The sequence below is a fragment of the Kitasatospora phosalacinea genome (genome assembly GCF_000717185.1).
GTDB classification, from domain to species: domain Bacteria; phylum Actinomycetota; class Actinomycetes; order Streptomycetales; family Streptomycetaceae; genus Kitasatospora; species Kitasatospora phosalacinea_A.
Map to the genome: position 1 here is coordinate 48,445 of NZ_JNYE01000063.1, position 22,336 is coordinate 70,780.

General features: G+C 75.4%; 20 protein-coding genes and 1 pseudogene. 8 read left to right on the plus strand and 13 right to left on the minus strand.

All coding sequences use genetic code 11. The features are described 5' to 3' along the window. The first annotated feature begins 25 nt into the window (after positions 1-25). Both OO57_RS24755 and OO57_RS24760 read left to right on the plus strand, forming a co-directional pair. Positions 26-3,139, plus strand: a complete 3,114-nt coding sequence (locus tag OO57_RS24755) for a lantibiotic dehydratase (RefSeq protein ID WP_033254842.1) — start codon at positions 26-28, stop codon at positions 3,137-3,139. Positions 3,140-3,523: 384 nt separating this feature from the next. Beyond that, a complete protein-coding gene (locus OO57_RS24760; protein ID WP_033254843.1) occupies positions 3,524-4,873 on the plus strand; it encodes a lanthionine synthetase C family protein in 1,350 nt (449 codons plus the stop codon). Between the two features lie 65 nt (positions 4,874-4,938). Here OO57_RS24760 and OO57_RS24765 read toward each other — a convergent pair whose 3' ends face one another. Then, positions 4,939-6,306, minus strand: a complete 1,368-nt coding sequence (locus tag OO57_RS24765; protein WP_051778205.1) for a class II fumarate hydratase — start codon at positions 6,304-6,306, stop codon at positions 4,939-4,941. Between the two features lie 258 nt (positions 6,307-6,564). Between OO57_RS24765 and OO57_RS24770 the strand changes: the two genes are divergently transcribed. The 3 genes from OO57_RS24770 (at position 6,565) to OO57_RS24780 (ending at position 9,855) form a co-directional block, all read left to right on the plus strand. Continuing rightward, on the plus strand, positions 6,565-7,737 hold the full coding sequence (locus tag OO57_RS24770; protein WP_033254844.1) for an acyl-CoA dehydrogenase family protein: 1,173 nt from the start codon (positions 6,565-6,567) through the stop codon (positions 7,735-7,737). 258 nt (positions 7,738-7,995) lie between these two features. Beyond that, the gene (locus tag OO57_RS24775) at positions 7,996-8,454 is read left to right on the plus strand and encodes a hypothetical protein (RefSeq protein ID WP_051778202.1); all 459 of its coding nucleotides are present in this window, start codon (positions 7,996-7,998) and stop codon (positions 8,452-8,454) included. A 129-nt stretch (positions 8,455-8,583) separates the two neighbouring features. Then, complete coding sequence (locus tag OO57_RS24780; protein WP_033254845.1) at positions 8,584-9,855, plus strand: multidrug effflux MFS transporter; 1,272 nt, start codon at positions 8,584-8,586, stop codon at positions 9,853-9,855. Between the two features lie 19 nt (positions 9,856-9,874). Here OO57_RS24780 and OO57_RS38610 read toward each other — a convergent pair whose 3' ends face one another. The 11 genes from OO57_RS38610 to OO57_RS24835 form a co-directional block, all read right to left on the minus strand. Beyond that, positions 9,875-10,840 (minus strand): hypothetical protein, encoded by a 966-nt coding sequence (locus tag OO57_RS38610; RefSeq protein ID WP_035790089.1) that lies wholly within the window; start codon positions 10,838-10,840, stop codon positions 9,875-9,877. A 122-nt stretch (positions 10,841-10,962) separates the two neighbouring features. Further along, on the minus strand, positions 10,963-13,008 hold the full coding sequence (locus OO57_RS24790; protein ID WP_033254846.1) for a glycosyl hydrolase family 18 protein: 2,046 nt from the start codon (positions 13,006-13,008) through the stop codon (positions 10,963-10,965). Between the two features lie 329 nt (positions 13,009-13,337). Further along, the gene (locus OO57_RS24795; protein WP_033254847.1) at positions 13,338-14,276 is read right to left on the minus strand and encodes an ABC transporter substrate-binding protein; all 939 of its coding nucleotides are present in this window, start codon (positions 14,274-14,276) and stop codon (positions 13,338-13,340) included. Beyond that, the gene (locus OO57_RS24800; protein WP_234337490.1) at positions 14,273-15,049 is read right to left on the minus strand and encodes an ABC transporter permease; all 777 of its coding nucleotides are present in this window, start codon (positions 15,047-15,049) and stop codon (positions 14,273-14,275) included. Before OO57_RS24800 ends, OO57_RS24795 begins: the two co-directional genes overlap by 4 nt. Continuing rightward, positions 15,025-15,687: an ABC transporter permease gene (locus tag OO57_RS24805; protein WP_033254848.1), complete on the minus strand. Its 663-nt coding sequence runs from the start codon at positions 15,685-15,687 to the stop codon at positions 15,025-15,027. The genes OO57_RS24800 and OO57_RS24805 overlap by 25 nt, the downstream gene beginning before the upstream one ends. Next, positions 15,674-16,744: an ABC transporter ATP-binding protein gene (locus OO57_RS24810; RefSeq protein ID WP_033254849.1), complete on the minus strand. Its 1,071-nt coding sequence runs from the start codon at positions 16,742-16,744 to the stop codon at positions 15,674-15,676. The genes OO57_RS24805 and OO57_RS24810 overlap by 14 nt, the downstream gene beginning before the upstream one ends. Before the next feature lie 144 nt (positions 16,745-16,888). Continuing rightward, complete coding sequence (locus OO57_RS24815) at positions 16,889-17,287, minus strand: rhodanese-like domain-containing protein (protein ID WP_033254850.1); 399 nt, start codon at positions 17,285-17,287, stop codon at positions 16,889-16,891. Beyond that, positions 17,281-17,817 (minus strand): cysteine dioxygenase, encoded by a 537-nt coding sequence (locus OO57_RS24820; RefSeq protein ID WP_033254851.1) that lies wholly within the window; start codon positions 17,815-17,817, stop codon positions 17,281-17,283. Before OO57_RS24820 ends, OO57_RS24815 begins: the two co-directional genes overlap by 7 nt. Positions 17,818-18,221: 404 nt before the next feature. Continuing rightward, the gene (locus OO57_RS24825; RefSeq protein WP_033254852.1) at positions 18,222-18,452 is read right to left on the minus strand and encodes a hypothetical protein; all 231 of its coding nucleotides are present in this window, start codon (positions 18,450-18,452) and stop codon (positions 18,222-18,224) included. Further along, positions 18,449-18,835 carry a hypothetical protein gene (locus OO57_RS24830; RefSeq protein WP_033254853.1) on the minus strand — a complete coding sequence of 129 codons (387 nt, stop codon included), beginning with the start codon at positions 18,833-18,835 and terminating at the stop codon, positions 18,449-18,451. The genes OO57_RS24825 and OO57_RS24830 overlap by 4 nt, the downstream gene beginning before the upstream one ends. A gap of 170 nt (positions 18,836-19,005) precedes the next feature. Then, positions 19,006-20,067, minus strand: a complete 1,062-nt coding sequence (locus OO57_RS24835; protein WP_033254854.1) for a YncE family protein — start codon at positions 20,065-20,067, stop codon at positions 19,006-19,008. A gap of 135 nt (positions 20,068-20,202) precedes the next feature. Here OO57_RS24835 and OO57_RS24840 point away from each other — a divergent pair, with 135 nt between their 5' ends. The 3 genes from OO57_RS24840 to OO57_RS24850 all read left to right on the plus strand — a co-directional run bounded on the left by OO57_RS24840 (position 20,203) and on the right by OO57_RS24850 (position 21,967). Continuing rightward, complete coding sequence (locus tag OO57_RS24840; RefSeq protein ID WP_033254855.1) at positions 20,203-21,126, plus strand: LysR family transcriptional regulator; 924 nt, start codon at positions 20,203-20,205, stop codon at positions 21,124-21,126. A 70-nt stretch (positions 21,127-21,196) separates the two neighbouring features. Further along, the gene (locus tag OO57_RS24845; protein WP_033254856.1) at positions 21,197-21,418 is read left to right on the plus strand and encodes a hypothetical protein; all 222 of its coding nucleotides are present in this window, start codon (positions 21,197-21,199) and stop codon (positions 21,416-21,418) included. Between the two features lie 48 nt (positions 21,419-21,466). After that, entirely contained in the window at positions 21,467-21,967 is a 501-nt protein-coding gene (locus tag OO57_RS24850) for a hypothetical protein (RefSeq protein ID WP_033254857.1), read from the plus strand. Between the two features lie 27 nt (positions 21,968-21,994). Here OO57_RS24850 and OO57_RS24855 read toward each other — a convergent pair. Then, a pseudogene (locus OO57_RS24855) lies at positions 21,995-22,210 on the minus strand (IS5/IS1182 family transposase); the annotation flags it as partial. Positions 22,211-22,336 lie beyond the last annotated feature (126 nt).

A 22,336-nucleotide genomic window follows, 5' to 3' on the forward strand; every position in this document is an offset into this window, starting at 1 on the left:
CGCGACCCCGAGGGGCACCACCGACGTGCGCGCAGAGCTGGACCTGTTCGAGGTCAGGGAACCGGTGCTGGTCCGGACGGCCGGCACGCCCCGCACCGGCACCGAGACCCGCATCGACCCGGCGGACCCCGCCCCGGGCGCGCGCCGCCTCGCCGCGGACCCGCTGCTGCGCCAGGCCGTCGAGGTCGCCAGCGGCAGCCTCGCCCTCGCCCTCCAGCGGCTCGGCGAACCCGGCGGCGCCGCCGCACTGGGCCGCAAGCGCACCGTCAGCGCCGCCCGCACCCTGACCCGCTACGCCCGCCGCTCGGGCGGCCGACCCACCCCGTTCGGGCTGTTCGCCGGCGTCGGCCGGGCCCGCTTCGGCGCCGCCGCCAAGATCCCGCCCGCCGGGCCGGGACGCGTCCGGGTCCGGCTGGACGGCGGCTGGCTGCACCGCCGGGTGCTGGACTGGCTCGCCGTGCCCGAAGTCCGCCGCCGGGTCGACGTGGTCCTCGACGACCTGTGCGTGCTGCGCGACGGCCGCCTGCTGCGCCACACCGGCGAACGCGAGGTCTCGGTGCGCGACAACGCCCTGGTCGCCCGGGTGCGGGAGGCCGCCGCCCGACCGGTCGGGTACGCCGCACTGCTGGCCGACCTGGCCGCCCGCTTCCCGCAGGTCACCGCCGAGCGGATCGACGGCCTGCTCGCCGGACTCGTCCAGCACGGCTTCCTGCTCACCTCGCTCACCCCACACCGGATCGACGACGCCCTGCTCGACCGGATCGGGACGGCCGTCGACGGCGCCGTCCCCGGGGCCGCCGAAGGACTGCGCGCCGTCCGCGCGGCCGCGGCCGCCCACGAGCGCGACCGCCCCGGCGAGGGCCTGGAGTCCTGGCGGCACCTGCTGGAGCGGGTCCGGGCCCTCGACCCCGCCGACCGGACCGGCGACCGCCCGCCCGTCCAGGTCGACCTGCACACCGGGGCCGACCTGGTGCTGCCCGAGGCGGTCGGCGCCGAGGCGGCCCGCTACGCCGCCGCGATCTGGGCCGTCACGCCGGAGTGGACCACCCTGGCGCACCTGCGCGACTACCGGGACCGGTTCGTCGAGCGCTACGGCACCGCCAGCGCCGTCCCGCTCGCCGACCTCGCCGACCCGCACCGCGGCCTGGGCCTGCCCCCCGAGTACGGCGGCGGCGCGCCCGCGCACTCCCGCTCCGGGCCCGGCGACGACGCCGACCGGCCGCGCCGCAACGCGGTCGCCGAACTCGTCCAGCAGGCCGTCCTGTCCGGTACCGACCTGGTGCTCGACGACGCCGACATCGCCCGCCTCGCCGACGCGGCCGGCCACGCCCCGGGCAGCAGCCGCCCGCCGCGCACCCTGGAACTCTGCTTCCAACTCCTCGCCGACTCCGCCGCCGCCCTCGACCGCGGCGAGTTCCTGCTGCTCGGCAGCGCGCACACCGGCTCCTGGACGGCCGGGGCCACCGCCGGCCGGTTCGCCGACCTGGCCGGACTCACCGACGGCCTCGCCGCCCTCGCCGCCGGGCCCGCCGACGACGGGGCGCTGCCCGTCCAGGTCGAACTCGCCCCCCGCGACCCGCGCTCGCTCAACATCGTCCAGGTGCCGCCGCTGCTGCCGCACCGCCTGCCGATCGGCGTCGCCGCCGACCGCGGCGACCCGCACTGCCTGGACTGGCGCACCCTGCTGGTCGCCGCCGGCGAGGACGGCCTGCGCCTGCTCCACCCGGAGACCGGCCGCCCGGTCGTCCCCGTCCTCCCGCACATGCTCGCCCTGGACGCCCAGGCCCCGCCCGTCGCCCGCTTCCTGGCCGACCTGGCCGCCGCCCGCCCCCGGGTCTGGTCCGGCTGGGACTGGGCGGGCCTCGACACCCTCCCCTACCTGCCCGCCGTCCGCTACGGCCGGGTCGTCACCGCCCCGCGCCGCTGGCTGCCCGGCCGCCGCCTGCGCGACGCCGCCCGCACCGCGGGCCCCGCCGCCTGGACGGAAGGGCTGCGCGCCTGGCGCGAGCGCTACCGGGTGCCCGACCGGCTGCAGATCGCCAGCAACGACCGGACGTTCCCGGTCGACCTGCGCGAGAGCTGGGACACCGACCTGCTGCGCGCCGAACTCACCGCCCCCGAACCGCGGTTCCAGCTCTTCCAGGACCTCACCGCCGACGGCGCCGGACTCGGCTGGAACCACGGCCGCAGCACCGAGATCGTCGTCCCGCTGTTCCGGGCCGCCCGCCCCGCCACCGGCACTGGCAGCGGCACCGGCACCGGCCGGGCCCCGCTCGCCAGGTCCGCCGTCCGCACCGCCCCGACCCGCGTCCACCTCCCCGGCGAGGACTGGCTGTACGCCAAGCTGTACGCCGAACCCGGCACCCACGACGCGCTGCTGGCCGACCACCTGCCCGCGCTGCTCGCCGACGTCGAGGGAGACGTCGACCGCTGGTTCTTCCTCCGCTACCGCGACCCCGAACCCCACCTGCGGCTGCGCCTGCACGGCGACCCGGCCACCCTGGCCGACCGCGTCCTGCCGGCCCTCACCCGGCACGTCCGCCGACTCGTCGAGGCCGGCGCGCTGCGCACCATGGCGCTCGACACGTACCGGCCCGAGACCGACCGGTACCTCGGCCCGGACGCCCAGGAGGCCGCCGAACTGCTCTTCCGGACCGACAGCCGCTCCGCGCTGCTCCACCTGCGGGCCCGCCGCGACGCCACCGCGGCCGTCCCCGACGAGGTGCTCGCCGCCGTCGGCCACGCCGTGCTGCTCGACTCGCTCGGCGACTGGGACTGGTGCGCCTGGGTGGTGCACCTCTTCGACAAGGGCGCCGACCACCCCGTCTACCAGCGCCACCGCCGGCTGGTGGACCGGCTGGTCCGCCCCGGGGACGCCGCCCGGCACGCCGCCGAACAGCTCGGCGTGCCCGGACTGGCCGCGCTCTGGACCGACTCCCCGGAACCGCGCGACTTCGGACGCCTGCTGCTCGCCGCGCCGGAGGCCGACCGCGACGAGGCCCTCGTGTCACTGCTGCACATGCGGCACAACCGCCAGTTCGGCATCGACCCGGCGGCCGAGGCCCGCGGCTACGCCGTCCTGCGCGGCGCCGCCCGCACCCTGCTCAGCCGCCGCTCCCGCGGGGCGGAGGGACGGTGACGGCGAGCCGGGCGGGGGCAAGCTCCGCCCTGCCTCGGGAGGCTGCGGGGGGTGACCGGGGCAGGAGGGTCGGAGGGCCGCCGACCGGTCAGGGCCGTTCCACCGGGGCCCGTTCCGTCGGGGCCCGTCCGGTCACCGGCCGTCCGGTCACTGGCTGTTTCGTCACCGGCTGTTTCGGCACCGGTCGTTCCGGCACCGGTCGGAGCGACCGATGACCGGCACCGCGCCGGGCGGGGGTAGCTCCGCCCGGCCTCGGGAGGTTGCGGGGGTGCCCGGGGCGGGAGGGTCGGAGGGCCGCCGACCGGCCAGGTCCCGTTCCGCCACCGACCGTTCCGCCGGGGCCCCTTCCGCCACCGACCGTCCCGTCACTGATCGGAGCCATCGATGACCGACACCGCCCCGACGACCACCGCGCCCTCCGAGCGGGTCCGGATGCGGGAGGCGGCCGGGCAGTTGTCCGACCTGATCCTGGACCGGCTCGCCGACCCGGCCGCGACCGCGGCCGCCACCCGGATCCCCGCCGAGGCCGCGGACGACGGCGCGGCCGAGGGCGTCTGGGCCGAGCTGACGCTCGGCAGCGGCAGCCCCGGACTGTCCCTGGCGTTCAGCGGCGGTGCCCGGCCCGGCACCGACCGGGCGGCCCGGGCCCACGGGTACCTGGCGGTCGCGACCCGGGCCGCCGCCGACGGCGGCAGCGAGCCCAGCGGGATCTTCAAGGGCCCCGGCGCGCTGGCCTTCGCCGTGCTGGCCGCCCACCGCGCCACCGGGGGCTACACCACCGCGCTGCACCGGCTCGACGCCTACCAGCGGCAACTGGTGCGCACCGCGCTGCCCCCCGTCCCGGACGGCCCGCTGGCCACCATCGGGCACTACGAGGTGGTGCGCGGCATGACCGGCGTCGGCCGCTACCTGCTGGCCCGCGCCGAGACCTGCGACGGGGAGCTGGCGCAGGTCCTCGGCTACCTGATCGCCCTGGCCCGCGGCACCACCGTCCACCGCGGGGCCCGCGTCCCGCGCTGGTGGGCGCTGGACGCGCCGCGGGTCGGCTCCGAGCACCTGCTGCCCGACGGCCACCTCAACCTGGGCCTGTCGCACGGCGTCGCGGGCCCGCTGATGCTGCTCGCCCTGGCCTGGCGCGACGGCGTCCGGCTGCCCGGCCACCGGGAGGCGCTGGAGGACACCGCCGACCTGCTGGTGCGCTGGGCGGTGCGCGACGAGCACGGCACGTACTGGCCGGGCTACCTGGACCTCGCCGAGTACCTGGCCGGACCCGGCGCGTACCGGACGCCCGCCGGGTGGCCGTCCTGGTGCTACGGCGCGCCCGGCGTCTCGCGCGCCCTCCAGGTGGCCGGGGCCGTCCTGGGCCGGGCCGACTGGACGGCGACCGCCCGCGACTCGGTCGAGCGGCTGCTGCGCGTCCCGCTCGACGGGTGGGGCGTGACCGACCACGCGCTGTGCCACGGCTGGGCCGGTGCGCTGCACCAACTCGGGCGGCTGAACGAGCAGTTCGCCGACGAGCGGATCGAGCGGCGGCGCGACGAGGTGGCCGCCCGGCTGGTCGACGCCTTCGACCCGGACGCCCCGTTCGGCCTGCGGTTCACCATGACCCGCCGGCCGTTCGCCAGCGACGTGTCCGGCTACCTGGACGGGGCGGCCGGCGTCGCGCTCGCCCTCGACTCGTACGCGTCCGGCGGCACCCCGCGCGACTGGGACATGCCGCTGCTGCTGTCCTGACGCCCGGCGCCCGGCGCCCGGCGCCCGGCGCCCGGTGCCAGGCCGTCAGGCCGCGTCAGTCGGCGTCAGTCGGCGTCCTGCGGGCGGGTCATCCGCAGGACGTCCAGGGCCTCGTCGAGCTGGGCCTCGGTGAGCAGGCCGCGGTCGACGTAGCCGCGGTCGAGGACGACCTCGCGGATGGTCCTGCGTTCGGCGAGGGACTGCTTGGCGACCTTCGCCGCCTCCTCGTAGCCGAGGTAGCGGTTGAGCGGGGTGACGACGGAGGGGGAGGACTCGGCGTACTCGCGGGCGCGCTCCGCGTTGGCGGTGATGCCGGAGACGGTGCGGTCGGCGAGCAGGCGGGCGGAGGTGGTGAGGAGGCGGACGGACTCCAGCACGTTGCGCGCGATGACCGGCAGCATGACGTTGAGCTCGAAGTTGCCGCTCGCGCCGGCCACCGTGACGGTGGTGTCGTTGCCGATGACCTGCGCGGCGACCATCAGGACCACCTCGGGCAGCACGGGGTTGACCTTGCCGGGCATGATCGAGGAGCCGGGCTGCAGGTCGGGGAGGTTGATCTCGGCGAGGCCGGTGCGCGGGCCGGAGCCCATCCAGCGCAGGTCGTTGGCGATCTTGGTGAAGCCGGTGGCGACCGTGCGCAGCTGGCCGCTGAGCTCGACCAGGCCGTCCCGGGCGCCCTGGGCCTCGAAGTGGTTGCGGGCCTCGGTCAGCGGCAGGCCGGTGGCGCGGGCGACCTCGGCGATCACGGCGGCCGAGAAGCCGGGCGGGGTGTTGATGCCGGTGCCCACGGCCGTTCCGCCGAGCGGGAGTTCGGCGACCCGGGGGAGCGTCGCGCGCAGCCGCTCGACCCCGTACCTGACCTGGGCCGCGTAGCCGCCGAACTCCTGGCCGAGGGTGACGGGGGTGGCGTCCATCAGGTGGGTGCGGCCGGACTTGACGACCTCCGCGAACTCCGCGGACTTGGCCTCCAGGGCCTGCGCCAGGTGCTCCAGGGCCGGGACCAGCCCGTGCAGGACGGCGCCCGTCGCGGCGACGTGGATCGAGGACGGGAAGACGTCGTTCGAGGACTGCGAGGCGTTGACCTGGTCGTTGGGGTGCACCGGGCGGCCCAGGCGCTCGGCGGCCAGCGTCGCGATCACCTCGTTGGCGTTCATGTTGGACGAGGTGCCGGAGCCGGTCTGGAACACGTCCACCGGGAACTGGTCGTCCCAGCGGCCCTCGGCCACCTCCTCGGCGGCGGACCGGATCGCCGCCGCGGTCTCCCCGTCCAGCACGCCCAGTTCGGCGTTGACGACGGCCGCCGCGGCCTTGATCCGGGCCAGCGCCGCGATGTGGGCGCGCTCCAGGCGCTGCCCCGACACCGGGAAGTTCTCCACAGCCCGCTGGGTCTGCGCCCGCCACTTGGCCGCCGCCGGGACGCGGACCTCGCCCATCGAGTCGTGCTCGGTCCGCCACCGCTGGTCCTGCTGCTGGTCCTGCCGCTGTTCCTGCTGCCGCTGTTCCTGCTGTCCGTCCGCCATGGTCGGTGCACCTCCTGGACCGGTCAGCCTTCCACGGGCGCCCGGCATTCCCGGTGCGCCGCGGCCGCGTGTCGGCGCGCCCGGCCCGCCGCGGCGCCCTTGACCGCGCGGCCTACCGGGCGGTAAGGACGGCGGTGGCACACCCGCCCGCACCCTCCGAGGAGCCCACCCATGGCCACCGCCCCCGACCCGCTCGACCTGCTCGGCGTCGACGACCTGCTCACCGAGGACGAGCGGCTGGTCCGCGACAGCGTCCGCGCCTTCACCGACCGGCACGTCCGCCCGCAGCTCGCCGAGTGGTACGAGCGGGGCACCTTCCCGGTGCGCGAACTCGCGCCGGAACTCGGCAGGCTGGGCGTCCTCGGGATGCACCTGGAGGGCTACGGCTGCACCGGGTCGACGGCCACCGAGTACGGGGTCGCGTGCATGGAGCTGGAGGCCGCCGACTCCGGGCTGCGCAGCTTCGTCTCGGTGCAGGGCTCGCTGGCGATGCGCTCGATCCACGCCTTCGGCTCCGAGGAGCAGAAGCTGCGCTGGCTCCCGGAGTTGGCCGCCGGACGGGCCGTCGGCTGCTTCGGCCTGACCGAGCCGGAGGCGGGCTCCGACCCGGGGTCGATGCGCACCCGGGCCCGGCGCGACGGCACCGACTGGATCCTGGACGGCGCCAAGGCGTGGATCACCAACGGCTCGGTCTCCGACGTCGCGGTGGTCTGGGCGGCCACCGAGGAGGGCGTGCGCGGCTTCCTCGTGCCGCGCGGCACCCCCGGGTTCACCGCCCGCGACATCCCCGGCAAGCTCTCCCTGCGGGCCTCCGTCACCAGCGAACTCGCCTTCGACGGCGTCCGGTTGCCCGCCGACGCGGTGCTGCCGCAGGCCCGCGGCCTGCGCGCCCCGCTGTCCTCGCTCGGCGAGGCCCGCTACGGCATCCTGTGGGGCACCGTCGGCGCCGCCCGCGACTGCTACCGGGCCGCCGTCGAGTACGCCCGCGACCGCGTCCAGTTCGGCCGCCCGATCGGCGCCTTCCAGCTGACCCAGGCCAAACTCGTCGACATGGCAATGGAGTTGGAGAAGGCCTACCTGGTCGCGGTGCGGATCGGCCGGCTCAAGGACGAGGGCCGCGCCCAGCCCGCCCACATCTCCTTCGGCAAGCTCAACAACGTCCGCACCGCGCTGGAGATCGCCCGCACCGCCCGCACCATCCTCGGCGCCAACGGCATCACCACCGCGTACCCCGTCCTGCGGCACGCCAACAACCTGGAGTCGGTGCTCACCTACGAGGGCACCGCCGAGATCCACACCCTGGTCCTCGGCGAGGCGATCACCGGCGAGTCCGCCTACCGCTGACGGAAATCCGCTGGCCGCAGCGGCGGCCGGGCGGCCGATCTTCTACCCGGTGCGCCGGGCCGGTGGCGGGACCGTCCTCGAACTGCGAGTACCGCCGGGTCCACCTCGCAGCGGGTGCCCGGTCCGCCGGAAGTCGGGGTTCCCGGGGGCGGGCTCAGACTTCCGGCGGATCCGGAACGGTACCTGGTGCGCATGGTTCCCGGGGGCGGGCGCGACCACGATGGAAGGGACGGGAACGGCGGGAAGGGGCGAGGGGCCATGAAGGGCGGACGGGCGGCGACGGTGGTGCTGGGGGCAGCGGCCGCCGCGCTGCTGCTGGTGATGGTGGCACCCGCGGCGCTCCAGCGGATGCAGGACCGGATGGACCACACCGTCCGCTACCCGAGCGGCGCCGCCGCCAAGGCCGACCGCGGCGGCGCGGCCCCCGGCTGGCTGCCGGACTCCGCGACCGGCGTGGCCCTGCTGGGCTCCGACCGGCAGGGCGACCGGCTGATCCGGGCCACCCTGCCGGAGCGGGCGCTGCCCGCGGGCTGCACCGCGGGCCGCCCGCTCGGCGACGTCCACCTGCGGGCCCCCTGGTTCCCGAGCGACGCCCCGCAGCGGGCCACCGCGCACTGCGGCCTGTACGACGTCGCCCTGGTCGGCGACCAGCTGTACGGCTGGCAGGACGCCGCGGTGGCCGCGGGCGTCCGGACGGCCGTGCCGGTCGGGCGGTAGCCGCCCGGTGGACGGCCGTGCCGGTCGGGCGGTGGCCGCCCGGTGGCCGCCCGGTGGCCGCTCGGCTTTCGCGGGGGCGGGCGGATGGGATAGGACGGTGCCGGTACCCCCGCCACCGTGAGGAGCCCCATGCCAGGCCCGACCGTCGACCCCGACGGCGACCAGACCGCACCCGCCGTCCCGCTCCGGTCGGAGGGGCCTCCCGCGCAGACGCCGCAGCGGGCCCCGTTCGCCACCGCCACCGTGATCACCCTGGGCAGCCTCGTCGCGCTCGGGCCGTTCACCACCGACCTGTACCTGCCCGCACTGCCCGACCTGACCGCGGACCTGCACTCCACCGCACCCGCCGCCCAGCTCACCCTGACCGGCTCGCTGCTGGGCATGGTCCTCGGCCAGCTGCTGTTCGGGCCGCTCAGCGACCGTCTCGGCCGCCGCCGCCCGATGCTGGCGGGCCTGGCCGTGTACACCGCCGCCAGCCTGCTGTGCGCCTTCGCTGCCTCGATGCCGGTGCTGGTCGCGGGCCGGGTGGTGCAGGGCGCCGCGGGCTCGGCCGCGCTGGTGATCGCCCGGGCGGTCGTCCGGGACCGGCTGGAGGGGATCGCGATGATCCGCTTCCTGGCCACCATGGGCCTGGTGTCCGGCCTCGCCCCGATCGTCGCCCCGCTGGCCGGCGCCCAACTGCTGCACGTCACCGACTGGCGCGGCACCTTCGTCGTGCTCGCCCTGCTCGGCGCGGTGCTCACCGCCGCCTGCGCGGTCGGCGTCCGCGAGACGCTGCCGCCGGAGCGGCGGCACGGCGGCGGCCCCGGCAGCACCGTCCGGGCGATCGGCGGGCTGCTGCGCGACCGGCTGTTCCTCGGCTACCTGCTGACCGGCACCTTCGCCTTCGGCGCGCTGTTCGCGTACGTCGGCGGCTCCTCGGTGGTGCTGCAGGAGGTGTACCGGATCACCCCGCAGACCTACAGCCTGGTGTTCGCCGTCAACTCGATCGCGCTGCTGGCCGTGACCCAGCTCAACGGCCGGTTCCTGGTGCAGCGCCACTCCGAGCGGACGCTGCTGCTGGCCGGTCTGGGCGCGGCCGCGGCGGCCGGGGCCGCCGTGGTGCTGTGCACCACCGTGTGGGACACCGGCCTGGCCGGGGTGTGGCCCGCACTGACGCTGCTGATGGGCTCGATGGGCGTGATCCTGCCGAACGCCAACGGCCGGGCGCTGACCATGGCCCCGCACGCGGCCGGTTCGGCGTCCGCGCTGCTCGGCACCGGCACCTACCTGTGCGGCGCGGTGGTCGCCCCGCTCAGCAGCCTCGGCGGGCACCCGTCCGCGACGGCGCTCGGCGCGGTCGTGCTGGGCTGCGCGCTGCTGGCGCTGGCGGCGTACCTGCCGCTGTGCCGGGAGCGCTGAGCGCTCCCGGGCGGTGCGGTCAGCGTCGGCCGCGGGCCAGCAGCTGGGCCCGGGCGGTGGCGGCGAAGGTCGGGCCGGCCGCGGTGGCGGTGGCGTCCGCGGCGGTGCCGCCCGGTTTCACGGTGCCGGAGACGGTGAGGTAGACGTACCGGCCGACGGAGGCGTGGGTGCCCTGGCAGCCGGTGCTGGTGCAGTACGAGGTGTGGCCGCTGGGGACCAGGCCCTGTACCTGGCCCTGGAAGGCGGCCATGACCGCGTCCGCCTTGGCCTTGCTGTCCAGAACCGCGATGCCGATGGTGACGGCGCTGTTGCCCGAGGTGTAGGTCACCCGGATCATCGAGCGGCAGCCCTGGGCCGCCAGCACGTTGCCGAGGCCGCCGGTGGTGGCCTGGTAGCAGGTGGCGGTCTGGGACTCGGTCAGCCTGGTCCAGGTCCTGCCGTCGACCTGCATCGTCGCGGCGGGCAGCACCCCGGCGGGGGTGAGCGGGGCGGTGTCGGTGGCCGCCGAGGAGATCACCGTCAGCGGGTCGGGCGGCCCGGCCGGGGAGGCGGGCGCGGAGGAGGGCGCCTTGCTCGGGCCCTTGCCGGGGCTCTTGCCCGCGCCGCGCGAGGGCGACGCCGAGGGCGACCCGGAGGGGGACGCGGAGGGCGAGGGGGAGTCGGAGGGGGACGCGGTCGGGGACGGGTCGCCGCCGGTGTCGGGCTGCTGCGGCGCCGCGCCGGTGGCCTCGACCACGACCGTCGGATCGGCCTTCGGCGTGCCGGGCGAGGAGGTGGCGGCCGCGACCGCGGTGATCCCGCCGACCGCGACGACGGCGGCCAGCACGCCGCCCGCGGCCTTCATCCGCTTGCGCCGGGACTGCTCCCGCTGGTGCTGGTCGGCGAGCGCCGCCCAGTCCGGTTCGTCGAACTGGACCCGCCCCGCCGGACCAGGCTGCTGGGGCGGCAGCGGCCCGCCCTGGTTCGTTCCCCACCCGTTGGTCATGGTCGCTGATCCTAGAACACCGGTAGAACGCCAGGTCGAACCGGACGGGCCCGGGCGGTGGCGGGGTGCCACCGCCCGGGCCCGGTCCAGGAGCCGTGCGGTTCCTGCGGGTTGAGCCGGGGTCAGGCGATGGAGAAGTCGTCGCCGTAGACCGCGCCCTGGCCGTACCAGCCGTGCAGGTACACGGTGACGGTGCCGTTGGCGCCGGTGGTGAACGGGACGGTCAGCTTCGTCCAGGAGGAGCCGTTCGCCCAGGAGGAGGCGGTGGCGCCGCCGCTGACGCCGACGTACGAGTACGGGCCCTGGACCCAGGCGGTCAGGGTGTACGCGTGGTTCGGGGCCAGGGTGACGGTCTGCTCGCACTGGCCGGTGGCGCTGGCGCTCGGGACGGCCTTCAGGGCCTTGGAGCCGCCGTGCACCGGGGAGGTGACGACCGCGCCGCCGCTCTGGCAGGTCCACGGGGCGAGGTTGCCGCTCTCCAGGTCACCGTTGGCGAGGCCGGTGGGCGGGGTGGTGCCGGTGACGGTCAGCGCGTAGGTGGCGGTGTGGGTCCTGCCCGCGCCGGTGCCGGTGACGGTCAGGGCGTAGGTGCCCGGGGCCGCCGCGGCGGTGGTGGACACGTTCAGGGTGGCGGAGCCGCCCGCGGTGACGCTGGAGGGGCTCAGCGCGGCGGTGACGCCCGCCGGGGCGCCGGTGACGGTCAGGTTGACGGTCGCGGCGGTGCCGGAGGTGACCGCGGTGCTCACGGTGCTGGAGACGGCCGAACCGGCCTGGACCGAGCCGGAGGCGGGGGAGAGCGCGACCGAGAAGTCGGAGGCGGTGGTGCCGCCGGTGACGGTCAGGGTGTACGTCGCCGAGTGGGTGCCGCTCGCGCCGGTGCCGGTCACGGTCAGCGGGTAGCTGCCGTTGGCGACGCCCGAGGTGGTGGACACGTTCAGGGTGGCGGAGCCGCCCGCGGTGACGGTGGAGGCGCTCAGCGCGGCGGTGACGCCCGCCGGGGCGCCGGTGACCGACAGGTTGACGCTCTGCGCCGAGCCGGAGGTGACCGCGGTGCTGACCGTCGCCGAGGTGGACGCACCGGCGGTGACCGAGCCGGCGGCCGGGTTCAGCGACACCGAGAAGTCGTTGGCGGGCACGGAGGAGCTGGTGAACTGGGAGAAGATGTGGCTGAAGTCCCAGGTGCCCTGCGCGATGCCGGAGCACTCGTCGTGGCCGCCCTGGCCCGGGCAGCCGCCGTTGTCGCGCTGCAGCGCCCAGAAGGACAGCGTGTTGATGCCCTTGGAGACGGCCCAGTTGTAGACCGTGGTGGCGTTGGCGACGGTGAAGGTCTCGGCGGGCCCGAAGTCGTCGATGCCGACCATCTCGGTGATGCCGATCATGTTCCACAGCTGGGCGGAGGTCTTCGTCGGGTACAGGTTCGCCAGCTGGTTGTACAGGCCCTGCGCGGAGGTCTGGGTGTCCGCGGCCATGTCGTGCGCGGCGTTGTCGTAGTAGTCGAACGTCATCATGTTGACGACGTCGATCCGCGCGTTGTTGGTGACCGCGTTCTTCAGCACCTTGAGGCCGCTGGAGGCCAGGCCGCTGGTGGTGGTCGGCAGGGTGTAGCTGAACTGGATGCTGCGGCCGTTGGCGGCCGCCCAGTCCTCGACGATCTTGATCGCCTTGTTGCGGCGGTCGATGCCGGCCGTGTTGGTCAGCGAGTTGTCCTCGATGTCCAGGTCGATCCGGGAGACGTCGTAGGTGGTGATGACGTTCTCGAACTGGGCGGCGATCTGGTTGACGTCCGTGCAGGAGTCGGCGATCTCGGTGCCCGTGTTGTCCGCGGTGTAGCCGCCGAAGGACGGGATCACGTCGCCGCCGCCTGCGCGGATGGTGTTGATGTCGGCGCCGAAGACGGAGCTGGACACCGGCATCGAGGTGTCGCCGTTCCACAGCGCGGTGCAGGAGCCCTTGGTGGCGGCCTGCAGGAACGCCATGGTGAGGTGCTTGGCACCGGACTGGGCGGCCAGGGCGGCCGGGCTCTCGCCGGTCCACGCCTCGAAGTACGGGGCGAAGACGTGCTGCGGCAGCGGGGTGGCGGCCTGCGCGGGGGCGGAGATCAGCCCCAGCGAGGCGGCCGCCACCGCGCCCGTGGCGAGCAGCGCTCGGAGTGGTCGGTGAAGGCGCATCGAGTCTCCATCAGGCATGGAAGGGTGGCCCGCGTGCCGGTGCTCGGGCACGGGGCGGGGGGTGGGCCTGGTACGGGGTGGTGCCGGGGTGGTGCGGGGCAGTACGACTCGCCCCGGCCGGTGGTCACACCCCCACGATGCGTCCCGGTCGGGAAGTAGCGGACTCATGGTTGGTCTGGACCACTGCGTCTGTCAAGACTCTTTACAGTTCCCCGGTATGGCCAGCTCAGAGCTTTACCAAGCCTTGGTGATGCGCCTCTTGACGTACCGTCGGCCCCGCCCCCGACTGCTCGGGGCGGGGCCGACGGACGGTGCGCGGCGGGCGCGGATCAGCTCAGGCCGGCCCCCTTCAGCCAGCTCTTGGCGACCGCCGACGGGTCCTCCTTGTCCACCGCGACGCGCTTCATCAGCGCGGTCAGCCCGGCCGTGTCCAGCTTCGCCGAGACCGCGTTCAGCGCGGCCGTCCCGGTGGCGTCCAGCCCGGCGGTGTTCACCAGCGGGGTGACGTTCTGCGAACTGAACACGTTCTTCGGGTCGTCCAGCGCGACCAGCTTCAACTGGACGGTCTTCGGGTCGGTGGTGAACACGTTGCCGACCTGGATGCCGCCGTCCTTCAGCGCGTTCGCGGTGGTGTCGCCGGTCGGCTTCCACTCCTTGAAGGTCAGCCCGTAGACGTCCTTGAACTGCTGCTCGCGCCGCGACTTGAACTCCGGCGGGCCGCCCACCACCAGGTCCTGGGCCTTGCCCGCCAGGTCGGCTATCGACTTCACGCCCAGCCGGTCGGCGGTCTCCTGGGTGACCGTCAGCGAGTCCTTGTCCTCCGCCGCCGCCGAGTCCAGGATCGCCAGCCCGGCCGGCAGCTTCGCCTTCAGCTCGGCGTTCACCGCGTCCTCGCCGGTCGCCGTCGACTTGGCGTCCAGGTAGCCCAGCAGCGCGCCGTTGTACTCCGGCAGCACCGTCAGCGCACCCGACTGCAACTGCCCGTACAGCACTTCGCGGCTGCCGATGTTGAACTTCTCCTCCACCTTCACGCCCTTGGCCTGCAGGGCCTGCGAGTAGATCGAGGCCAGCAGCACGTTCTCCGGGAAGTTCGCCGAACCGACCACCACGGTCCTCCCCGCCCCGCCACCGGCCGAGGAGGAGGCGGGCGGCGCCGGAGCGGGCGACTTCGCGGCCAGCGGGTCACTGCCGCCGGAGGAGGAGCAGGCCGCCGCACCCGCCAGCAACAGGGCTACGGCGAGGGCGGTACGGACCGGACGGGGCGTCATGGGGCATCCTTCACGAGTGCGGGAGGGTTGGCGGGATCGGTCGGAGTGAGGGGCGCGGCACCGCCGGTGCGGCGCGCGCGGGTACGGGGGCCGGGCCGGGTGCCGGGCGGCGCGGCGAGCCGGATGAGCAGGGCGAACAGCAGTTGGACGCCCACCGCCAGCAGCACCACCAGCAGGGCGCCGCCGACCGTGGTCGGGTAGTCGCGGGTGGCCAGCCCGTCGATCACGTACCGGCCGAGGCCGCCGAGGCCGACGTACGCGGCGACCGTGGCCGTCGCGATCACCTGCACCGACGCCGTCCGGACCCCCGCCAGCAGGGTCGGCGCGGCCGCCGGAACGCACACCCGCAGCAGCGTCTGCGGGTGCGTCAGGCCGATGCCGCGGGCCGCGTCCCGGACGTCCGGATCGGTGCCGCGCACCCCCTCGGCCGCGGCCACCAGCATCGGCGGCGCGGCCAGCGCCGTCAGCGGCAGCAGCACCGCCGTGTCGCCGACGCCCGCCAGCAGCACCGCCAGCGTCACCAGGCCCAGCGTCGGCAGGGCGCGCGCGACGCCCGCCACCGCCGTCACCAGGAACAGGCCGCGCCCCGAGTAGCCGATCAGCAGCCCCAGCGGCAGCGCCACCAGCGCGGACAGGCCCAGCGCCTCCGCGGAGAACGCCAGGTGCTCCAGCAGCCGGTGGACGATCGAGTCCGGGCCGGAGCGGTGCGCCGGATCGGCGAAGAAGTCGTGCAGCCAGCCCAGCCAGTTCACCGCGCCGCCCCCCGCTCCCACGGCGCCAGCACCCGGCGGGCCGCCACCAGCAACAGGTCGGTGGCCAGCGCCAGCAGCGCCACCAGCACGATCCCGGCCAGGATCGGGGTCGGGAAGGTCCGCTGGAAGCCGTCCACGAACAGGTAGCCCAGACCGCCCCGGCCGACCAGCGCCCCCACCGCCGCCAACGAGATCGAGGACACCGCGGCGACCCGCAGCCCACCAATCAAGTACGGCACGGACGCCGGGAGTTCGACCGCGGCCAGCCGCCGCCACGGCCCGTAGCCCATCGCCGTGGCCGCCTGCCGCACCGGCTCCGGCACCGCCCGCAGCCCGTCCACCGCGGTCGGCAGCAGCACCGCCAGCGCGTAGCAGGTCAGCGGCACCATCACCGTCTGCCGGGTGGCCAGCCCGGTGTACGGGATCAGCACCACGAACACCGCCAGCGAGGGCAGCGCGTACACCACGTTGAAGACCGCCGCGAGCGGCTGGTACAGGCGGGGGAAGCGCGCGCAGGCCAGGCCCAGCGGCACCGCGAGCAGCAGCGCCAGCAGCACCGGGACCAGCGCGATCACCGCGTGGTCGGCCGTCAGGTCGGCCAGGTAGCCGAGGTGGTCGCCCAGCCAGTGCCAGCGGACCAGCGGCTCACCGTCCAGCATGCGGCACCTGCTCGGGCAGCGGGGCGCCGACGGGGCCGGTCGCGGCGAGCGCTTCGACCACCGCGGCGCGGCTCGCGGTGCCGACCGCCCGGCCCTCGGCGTCCACCGCGACGGCGTGGCCGGACGGGGCGAGCAGCGCGGCGTCCAGCGCGGAGCGCAGCGAGTCCCGGGACGGGACGAAGACCGGGGCCGGGTGACGCTCGGCGCCGCGCAGCCAGTGCTCCGGACGGCCGTCCGGGTCGAGCACCAACTGCCAGCCCTCGTAGGCTATTCGGCCGTCGAGCGCGGCGACCGGGACGGACCCGGCCGGGCGCAGGCCCAGGCCGCGCAGGCCGCGGTCACGGCCCAGGAAGGCGGCCACGCCCGCGTCCGCCGGAGCGGTCAACAGGGTGTGCGGATCGGCGAGTTGGGCGATCTCGCCGTGCTCGCGGAGCACCACCACCCGGTCGCCGAGCCGGACGGCCTCCTCGATGTCGTGCGTCACGAACAGCACCGTCTTCCCCAACTCGGCCTGCAGCCGCAGCAGTTCCTCCTGCAGCCCGGCGCGCACCAGCGGGTCGACCGCGCTGAACGGCTCGTCCATCAGCAGCACCGGCGGATCGGCCGCCAACGCCCTTGCCACGCCCACCCGTTGCTGCTGGCCGCCGGAGAGCTGGGCCGGGTAGCGGCGGGCGGTCTCCGGCGGCAGGCCGACCAGCTCCAGCAGTTCGGCGGCCCTGGCCCGGGCCCGCTTGCGGTCCCAGCCGAGCAGCCGGGGCACGGTCGCCACGTTGTCGATCACCCGGCGGTGCGGGAACAGCCCCGCCTGCTGGATCACGTACCCGATGCCGCGCCGCAGCCCGGCCGCGGGCAGCTCGGCCACGTCCGTCCCGTCCAGCAGCACCCGGCCGGCGGTCGGCTCCACCATCCGGTTGACCATCCGCAGGATGGTGGTCTTGCCGCAGCCCGACGGCCCCACCAGCACGGTGGTCCGGCCCGCCGGGACCTCCAGGTCCAGGCCGCGGACGGCGACCGTGCCGTCGGGGTGGCGCTTGGCGGCGCCCTCGAATCTGATCACGGAAGGGTCCTCGGAGGGTCGGCCGTCGGGTGGTGGTGGGGCGGTTGTCGTCAGGTCAGCGGTTCGGGCGGTGGTTCGGTCAGCGGTTCGGGCGGTGGTTCGGGTGATCGTGGGGCGTCGCTTGTCCGGCTTCCCGTGCCGCTCTCACCGCAAACCTTGATCAACCCGGTGGGTGGGCAGCCCGGCGGCCGCCCAGGCGACGAAACCGCCGTCCAGGTCCGTCGCCCGGTGCAGTCCCAACTCCTGCAGCGAGGCCGCGGCCAGCGAGGACGCGTACCCCTCCGAGCAGACCACGATCCAGCGCACGTCGTGGTCCACCGCCTCCGGGATCCGGTGGCTGCCGGTCGGGTCCAGGCGCCACTCCAGCACGTTGCGCTCGATCACCAGCGCGCCCGGGATCTCCCCCTCGCGGGCCCGCTGCGCCGCCGGGCGGATGTCCACCAGGCGTGCCCCGTCGGCGAGTTCGGCCCGGGCCCGGGCCGGGTCCGGCCGGTCCAGGCCCGCCCGGGCCCGCGCCAGCAGCTGGTCCACCGTCGTCACCACTGCTCCGGTCCTTCCGTGGAGGTCCGCACCAGGCCGTCGACCCGCAGCTCGTAGTGCGACATCTCGCTCAGCGGCGGCGAGTACGCGTGCAGCGTCACCGCCGGGCCCGACGCCGTGTTGCGGACGTCGTGCAGGTACTGCGGGCCGAACGCCCGCTCGCTGCCCGCCGCCAGCCGACGCACCGCCAGTCCGTGCTCCAACTCGCCCAGCGCCAGCTCCTCCAACTCGCCCAGCGCCACCGTGAACGCGCCGCGCGAGCCGCCGTGGTCGTGGAAGCCGGTGGACTGCCCCGGCAGCCAGCTGATCAGCCACACCTCGTAGTCCTCGGCCAGCTCCAGGCGCTCGTACCAGCGGTCCTCCGCGGACAGCCGCACCCGGTGCAGCCAGCGCTCGGGGCGCTCGGCCAGGTCGCGGACGATCCGGCGCAGCGCGTTCGGGGAGAGCGGCTGGCGCGGGGACGCGGGGGAGCCGGTGACGGGCGCGGTGGGCGTAGTGGGTGCGGCGGGCGTGGTGGCGAGGTCGATGCTCATGGGTCCTCCGGGTGTGCCGGGGCGGCAGCCGTCGCCGGAGTGCCTGCGAGGGACACGGACCGGCGCGCGGACAGCGGGAAAGGCGGGCGGCGGGGAAGGGGGGTGCGGTGGTGGGTGCGGGCGGCCCTGGTCAACTCACAGGGCGCGCGCGGAGGTCACGCGGAGAGCGTCAACAGCAGGCACACATGTCGCTCGCCTGGCGTCGCAGATCGACGTGCAGGCGGCAGACCAGGAAGGCGCCGGAGTTCATGCCGCCGATGGTTCACGACCCGGCGGCGGCCCGTCAAGTTCCGCCACGCCGAGGGCCGCATCGTGGACTTCCGCGTACCGCGATCCGGACAGGCCGGTGGCCCGCGCTCCGGGGAGAGCGCGGGCCACCGGGGTTCCGGGGTGGTGCCGTTCCTTCAGTCGTCCTGGCCGGCGTTGGCCTCGGCCTGGGCGGCGGCGCTGTCCGCGGCGTCCACCTTCTGCTGCATCTGCTGGACCTGCGCGTCGTCCGGACCGCTGCCCCCGGACGGGCCGGAGGAGGCCGGGCCGGAGGAGGTCGGGCCACAGGCCGTCAGTGCGGCCGCGCAGGCCAGCACCAGGGCCGCCAGGGTCGCGCGCGCGGCCGGTCGACGCGTCCGACGGGTCACTTCCCGGCCGCCGGGGCGTGCTGCGCGCACCAGTCGGCCACCGCCACCAGGTCCGCCTCGCGGGTCTGCAGCGTCGGCAGCAGGCCGCGGCGGAAGGTCAGCCGGTCGTTCAGGTACTTCTCGACCTCGGCGTGGCCCTCCTTGCGGGCGTTGTCCACCCGCTGCTGCAGCCGGGCCACCGAACCGGCCACGGTGGCGTCGCCGTTCAGCCGCTCCAACGCTCTGTCGATCCGCTCCTGGGTCTTCGGCAGCCGCTTGCAGACCGCCTTCGCCCCGTCCCCCTTCGGCGCCGCCCCGTCCGCCGCCTGCGCGGGCCCCGCCGCCAGGAACGCGCCCGCCAGCGCGAGCGCTCCGACGGCCGCCGCCGCCCGGTCGATGCGCATGGGCATCCCCTTCCGTCCGCTCCGGATTCCGGCCGGTCCGGTTCACCCGGCCGGGCCCGACGCTAGGGGGCCTTCTTGTGGAAACCCTGTGGAACGGCGGACGGCGGACGGCGGACGGCGGCTGGCGGCTGGCGGACGGCGACCGGCGACCGGGGCCAGGCGTTCGGGACTCAGCCGTTCCGGGGGACGTACGCCAGGCCGTGCGCACCGGGCTCGCCGCGCTTCGGGACGGGCAGGCGGGCCAGCAGTCCGAAGGAGGCGAGGTCGACCACGTCGACGGTGGAGGACTCCACGGCCGCCAGGTAGGCCAGCCGCCCGTCGGGGGAGGAGGTGATGGTCAGCGGGAAGCGGCCGGTCTCCAGCGCGGCCGACCGCTCGCCGGTCGCGGGGTCGAACACCGAGAGCCGTCCCGGGAGTTGACGTCCCAGTCCGCCGCCCATGGCGCCCTCGGTGCGGACCTCGCCGACCAGCAGCAGCCCGCCCGCGGTCAGGTGCACCGGCAGCGCCGGGTCCTCGGTCGGCAGCACCGCCACGACCTCGCGGACCGCTGCGTCGATCACCCGGACGCCGAACTGCGGCCGCGGCTCCGGACGGTGGGCGAAACCGAGGTACGGCCCGGCCGCGTAGACCCGCGAGCCGTCCGCCGAGACGGCCAGGCCCTCGCTGCCCGGCACCGCCACCCGGTCGACCAGCACGCCCCGTTCGAGATCGACCACCGACACGAACCCGGCCTCCTTGTTGGCCGCGTAACCCCACCGCCCCGCCGGGTCGATCGCGAACCAGTGCGGCCCCGGCGCCGCGGTGTCGATCCGGCCGACCGCCCGTCGGGTCGCCGCGTCGACCACCACCACTCCGCCCGGCCGGTCCGCCCCCGCCTCCACGCTGACGTACAGCAGCCCGCGCCGGGCGTCCAACGCCAGCCCGTGCGGGGCGTGTTCGGGCGCCAGGTCGACCACCGCGACCACCCGGCGGGTGTCCGGGTCGATCGCCGTCAGCTCCGACGCCCGCCCGCCGTTCGCGTGGTAGTAGCCCGAGCGGTACGCGGTGCTGCACCACAGCAGCCTGCGTTCCGCGTCGAAGCACAACTCGTGCGGCTCGGACGGGACTTCCACCACGCCCAGCAGCCCGTCCGAGGCGGCGTCGAAGAACGACACCGTGCCCCCGCCCTGGCTCACCACGGCCAGTACGTCCCCGGACCGCCTGGCCCGGTCCTCCTGCGCGTTCTTCGACATCCTCGATGTCCTCGACGTCCTCGACATTCCTGCTCCTCGGGAGAGTTGACCTGCCCCCACCCTCCGCCCCCGCGGATTGCGCGACAATGCAGGAATCGGCAAGCGATCCTTGCCGATGGCGTAAAGTCCCGGTCGGTGGACCTCAACCTGCTGCGCGTGCTGGACGTCCTGCTCCAGGAACACAGCGTCACCCGGGCCGCCGAACGGCTCGGCACCTCCCCGGCCGCCGTCAGCCGCAGCCTCGCCCGGCTCCGCCGCGCCGTCGGCGACCCGCTCCTGGTCCGGGCCGGACAGCGCCTGGTGCCCACCGGGCGGGCCGTCGAACTGCGCGACGAGGTAGCCGAGTTGATCCGCGGCTGCGAACGGGTGCTGCGCCCCGGGGCCGACTTCGACGCCGTCCACCTGCACCGCACCTTCACCGTCCAGGCCGGGGAACTCTTCACCGCCGCCCTCGCCGGACCGCTCGCCGCCCGCCTGCACCGCGAGGCCCCCGGCGTCGACACCGTCTTCCTCCCCGACGCCTACGAGGACGGCCCCGCCCTGCGGCAGGGACTGGTCGACGTCGAACTCGGCGTCCTCGGCCGGCTCGACCCCGAGATCCGCACCCGCCCGCTCACCACCCGCACCATGGTCGCCCTCGCCCGGGCCGACCACCCGCTGTTCGACGGCCGACCGGTCGACGCCGCCCGCTTCGCCGCCGCCGACCACATCGGCGTCTCCCGTCAGGGGCGCCGACACGGCCCGATCGACCGCGCCCTGGCCGACCTCGGACTGCGCCGCCGGGTCGCCGTCGTCGTGCCCAGCCACCTCGCGGCCATGCTGCTCGCCCGCGACACCGACCTGCTCGCCCTCGGCCCCGCCGACTGGCTCCCCGCCGTCGTCACCGACCTCGGCCTGCGCACCCTCCCCATCCCGCTGCCCCTCCCCCCACTGGAACTCGGCCTCGCCTGGCACCCCCGCACCGACGGCGACCCCGCCCACCGCTGGTTCCGCGACCACCTGGCCGCCGCGGTCCGCGACCTGGCGGGCCCGGGCTCCCCGCCGTGCACGGCAACCTGACGGAGCACGCCGGACGTCGCCGCGGGCATCGCTAGCCTCACCGGAGACAGGAACAGGAAGGGGAACCGGGGTGGAGACGGACCGGGAGACCGTCGTCGCGACGGTGCAGCGGGTCATGGACGGGGACTACGCCGACGACGAGGAGGCCTCTCGGCTCATGGCGGCGCTGGGCCGGGCCCTGGGGTGCACGGGCGGCTACGTCAGCGACCTGATCTTCTGGCCGGAGGGGCCGGAGCCGACCGCTGACGAGGTGGTCGACCAGGCGCTGGCGTACCGCCCCACCGCGCTGTGAGCCGACAAGGCTTCGCCGCGGCCCGGCCCGGGCGGCTACGCTCGCGCGATGGAACCGGACGATGCCCTGGAGCCGCTGCGCCGGGTGCTGCTGGAACGGGGGACCGGCAACTACCCGGAGACGGTCGCCGCGGCGGTGGAGGCCGCCCGGGCGGCGCTGACCGGCGGGGCGGACAGCCCGCGCCTGTGGGAGCTCGGCGTGCTGCCCGAGCGGGACGCCCCGGAGGCGCGCCGGCTGCTGGGCGAACTGGAGCAGGAGTTCTGGCCCGAACTGCGGCTGCCCACCGGCTTCGCGGCCCGCGACCGGGCGCTGGCCCGGTACTGCGCGCAGGACCTGCTGGACGGCCGGATCGCCCCGATGGCCGCAGCCGAGCGGCTCGGGTACGAGCTGCGCTCCGCCGACGACCCCGACTCCCCGCTGTTGCCGTTCCGCGACTGGCTGTGCGTCGCGGAGCAGCAGCAGGAGCAGCAGGAGTACGGCGGCGGGCCGTCGGCGGAGCTGGTGGCCGAACTGCACCGCCTGGCCGTCCGGTTGCTGGCGCAGTACTAGGCAGTTTCGTTTGGATCAGCGGGCGGACTAGAGGAAGATGCCTGCGATGTGGAGTCCGGCCAGGTAGATGGTGGCGGTCTTCTCGTAGCGGGTGGCGATGCCGCGCCACTGCTTGAGGCGGTTGATGCACCGCTCGACGGTGTTGCGCTGCTTGTATGCCTGACGGTCGAAGGCGGGCGGCCTGCCACCGCGGCTGCCGCGCCGTAGCCGGTTCGCCCGCTGGTCCGCCGGAACCGGGATCACCGTGCCGTCGACGGCCCACATCCGCAGCTGAAGTTCCCCCATGATCTTGGACACTCGTTCCTACGCGGCGAGGGTGTGTCGTTGTCGGGTCTCGTGCGGGGTCAGGTAGCCCCAGCTGGGGTGCTT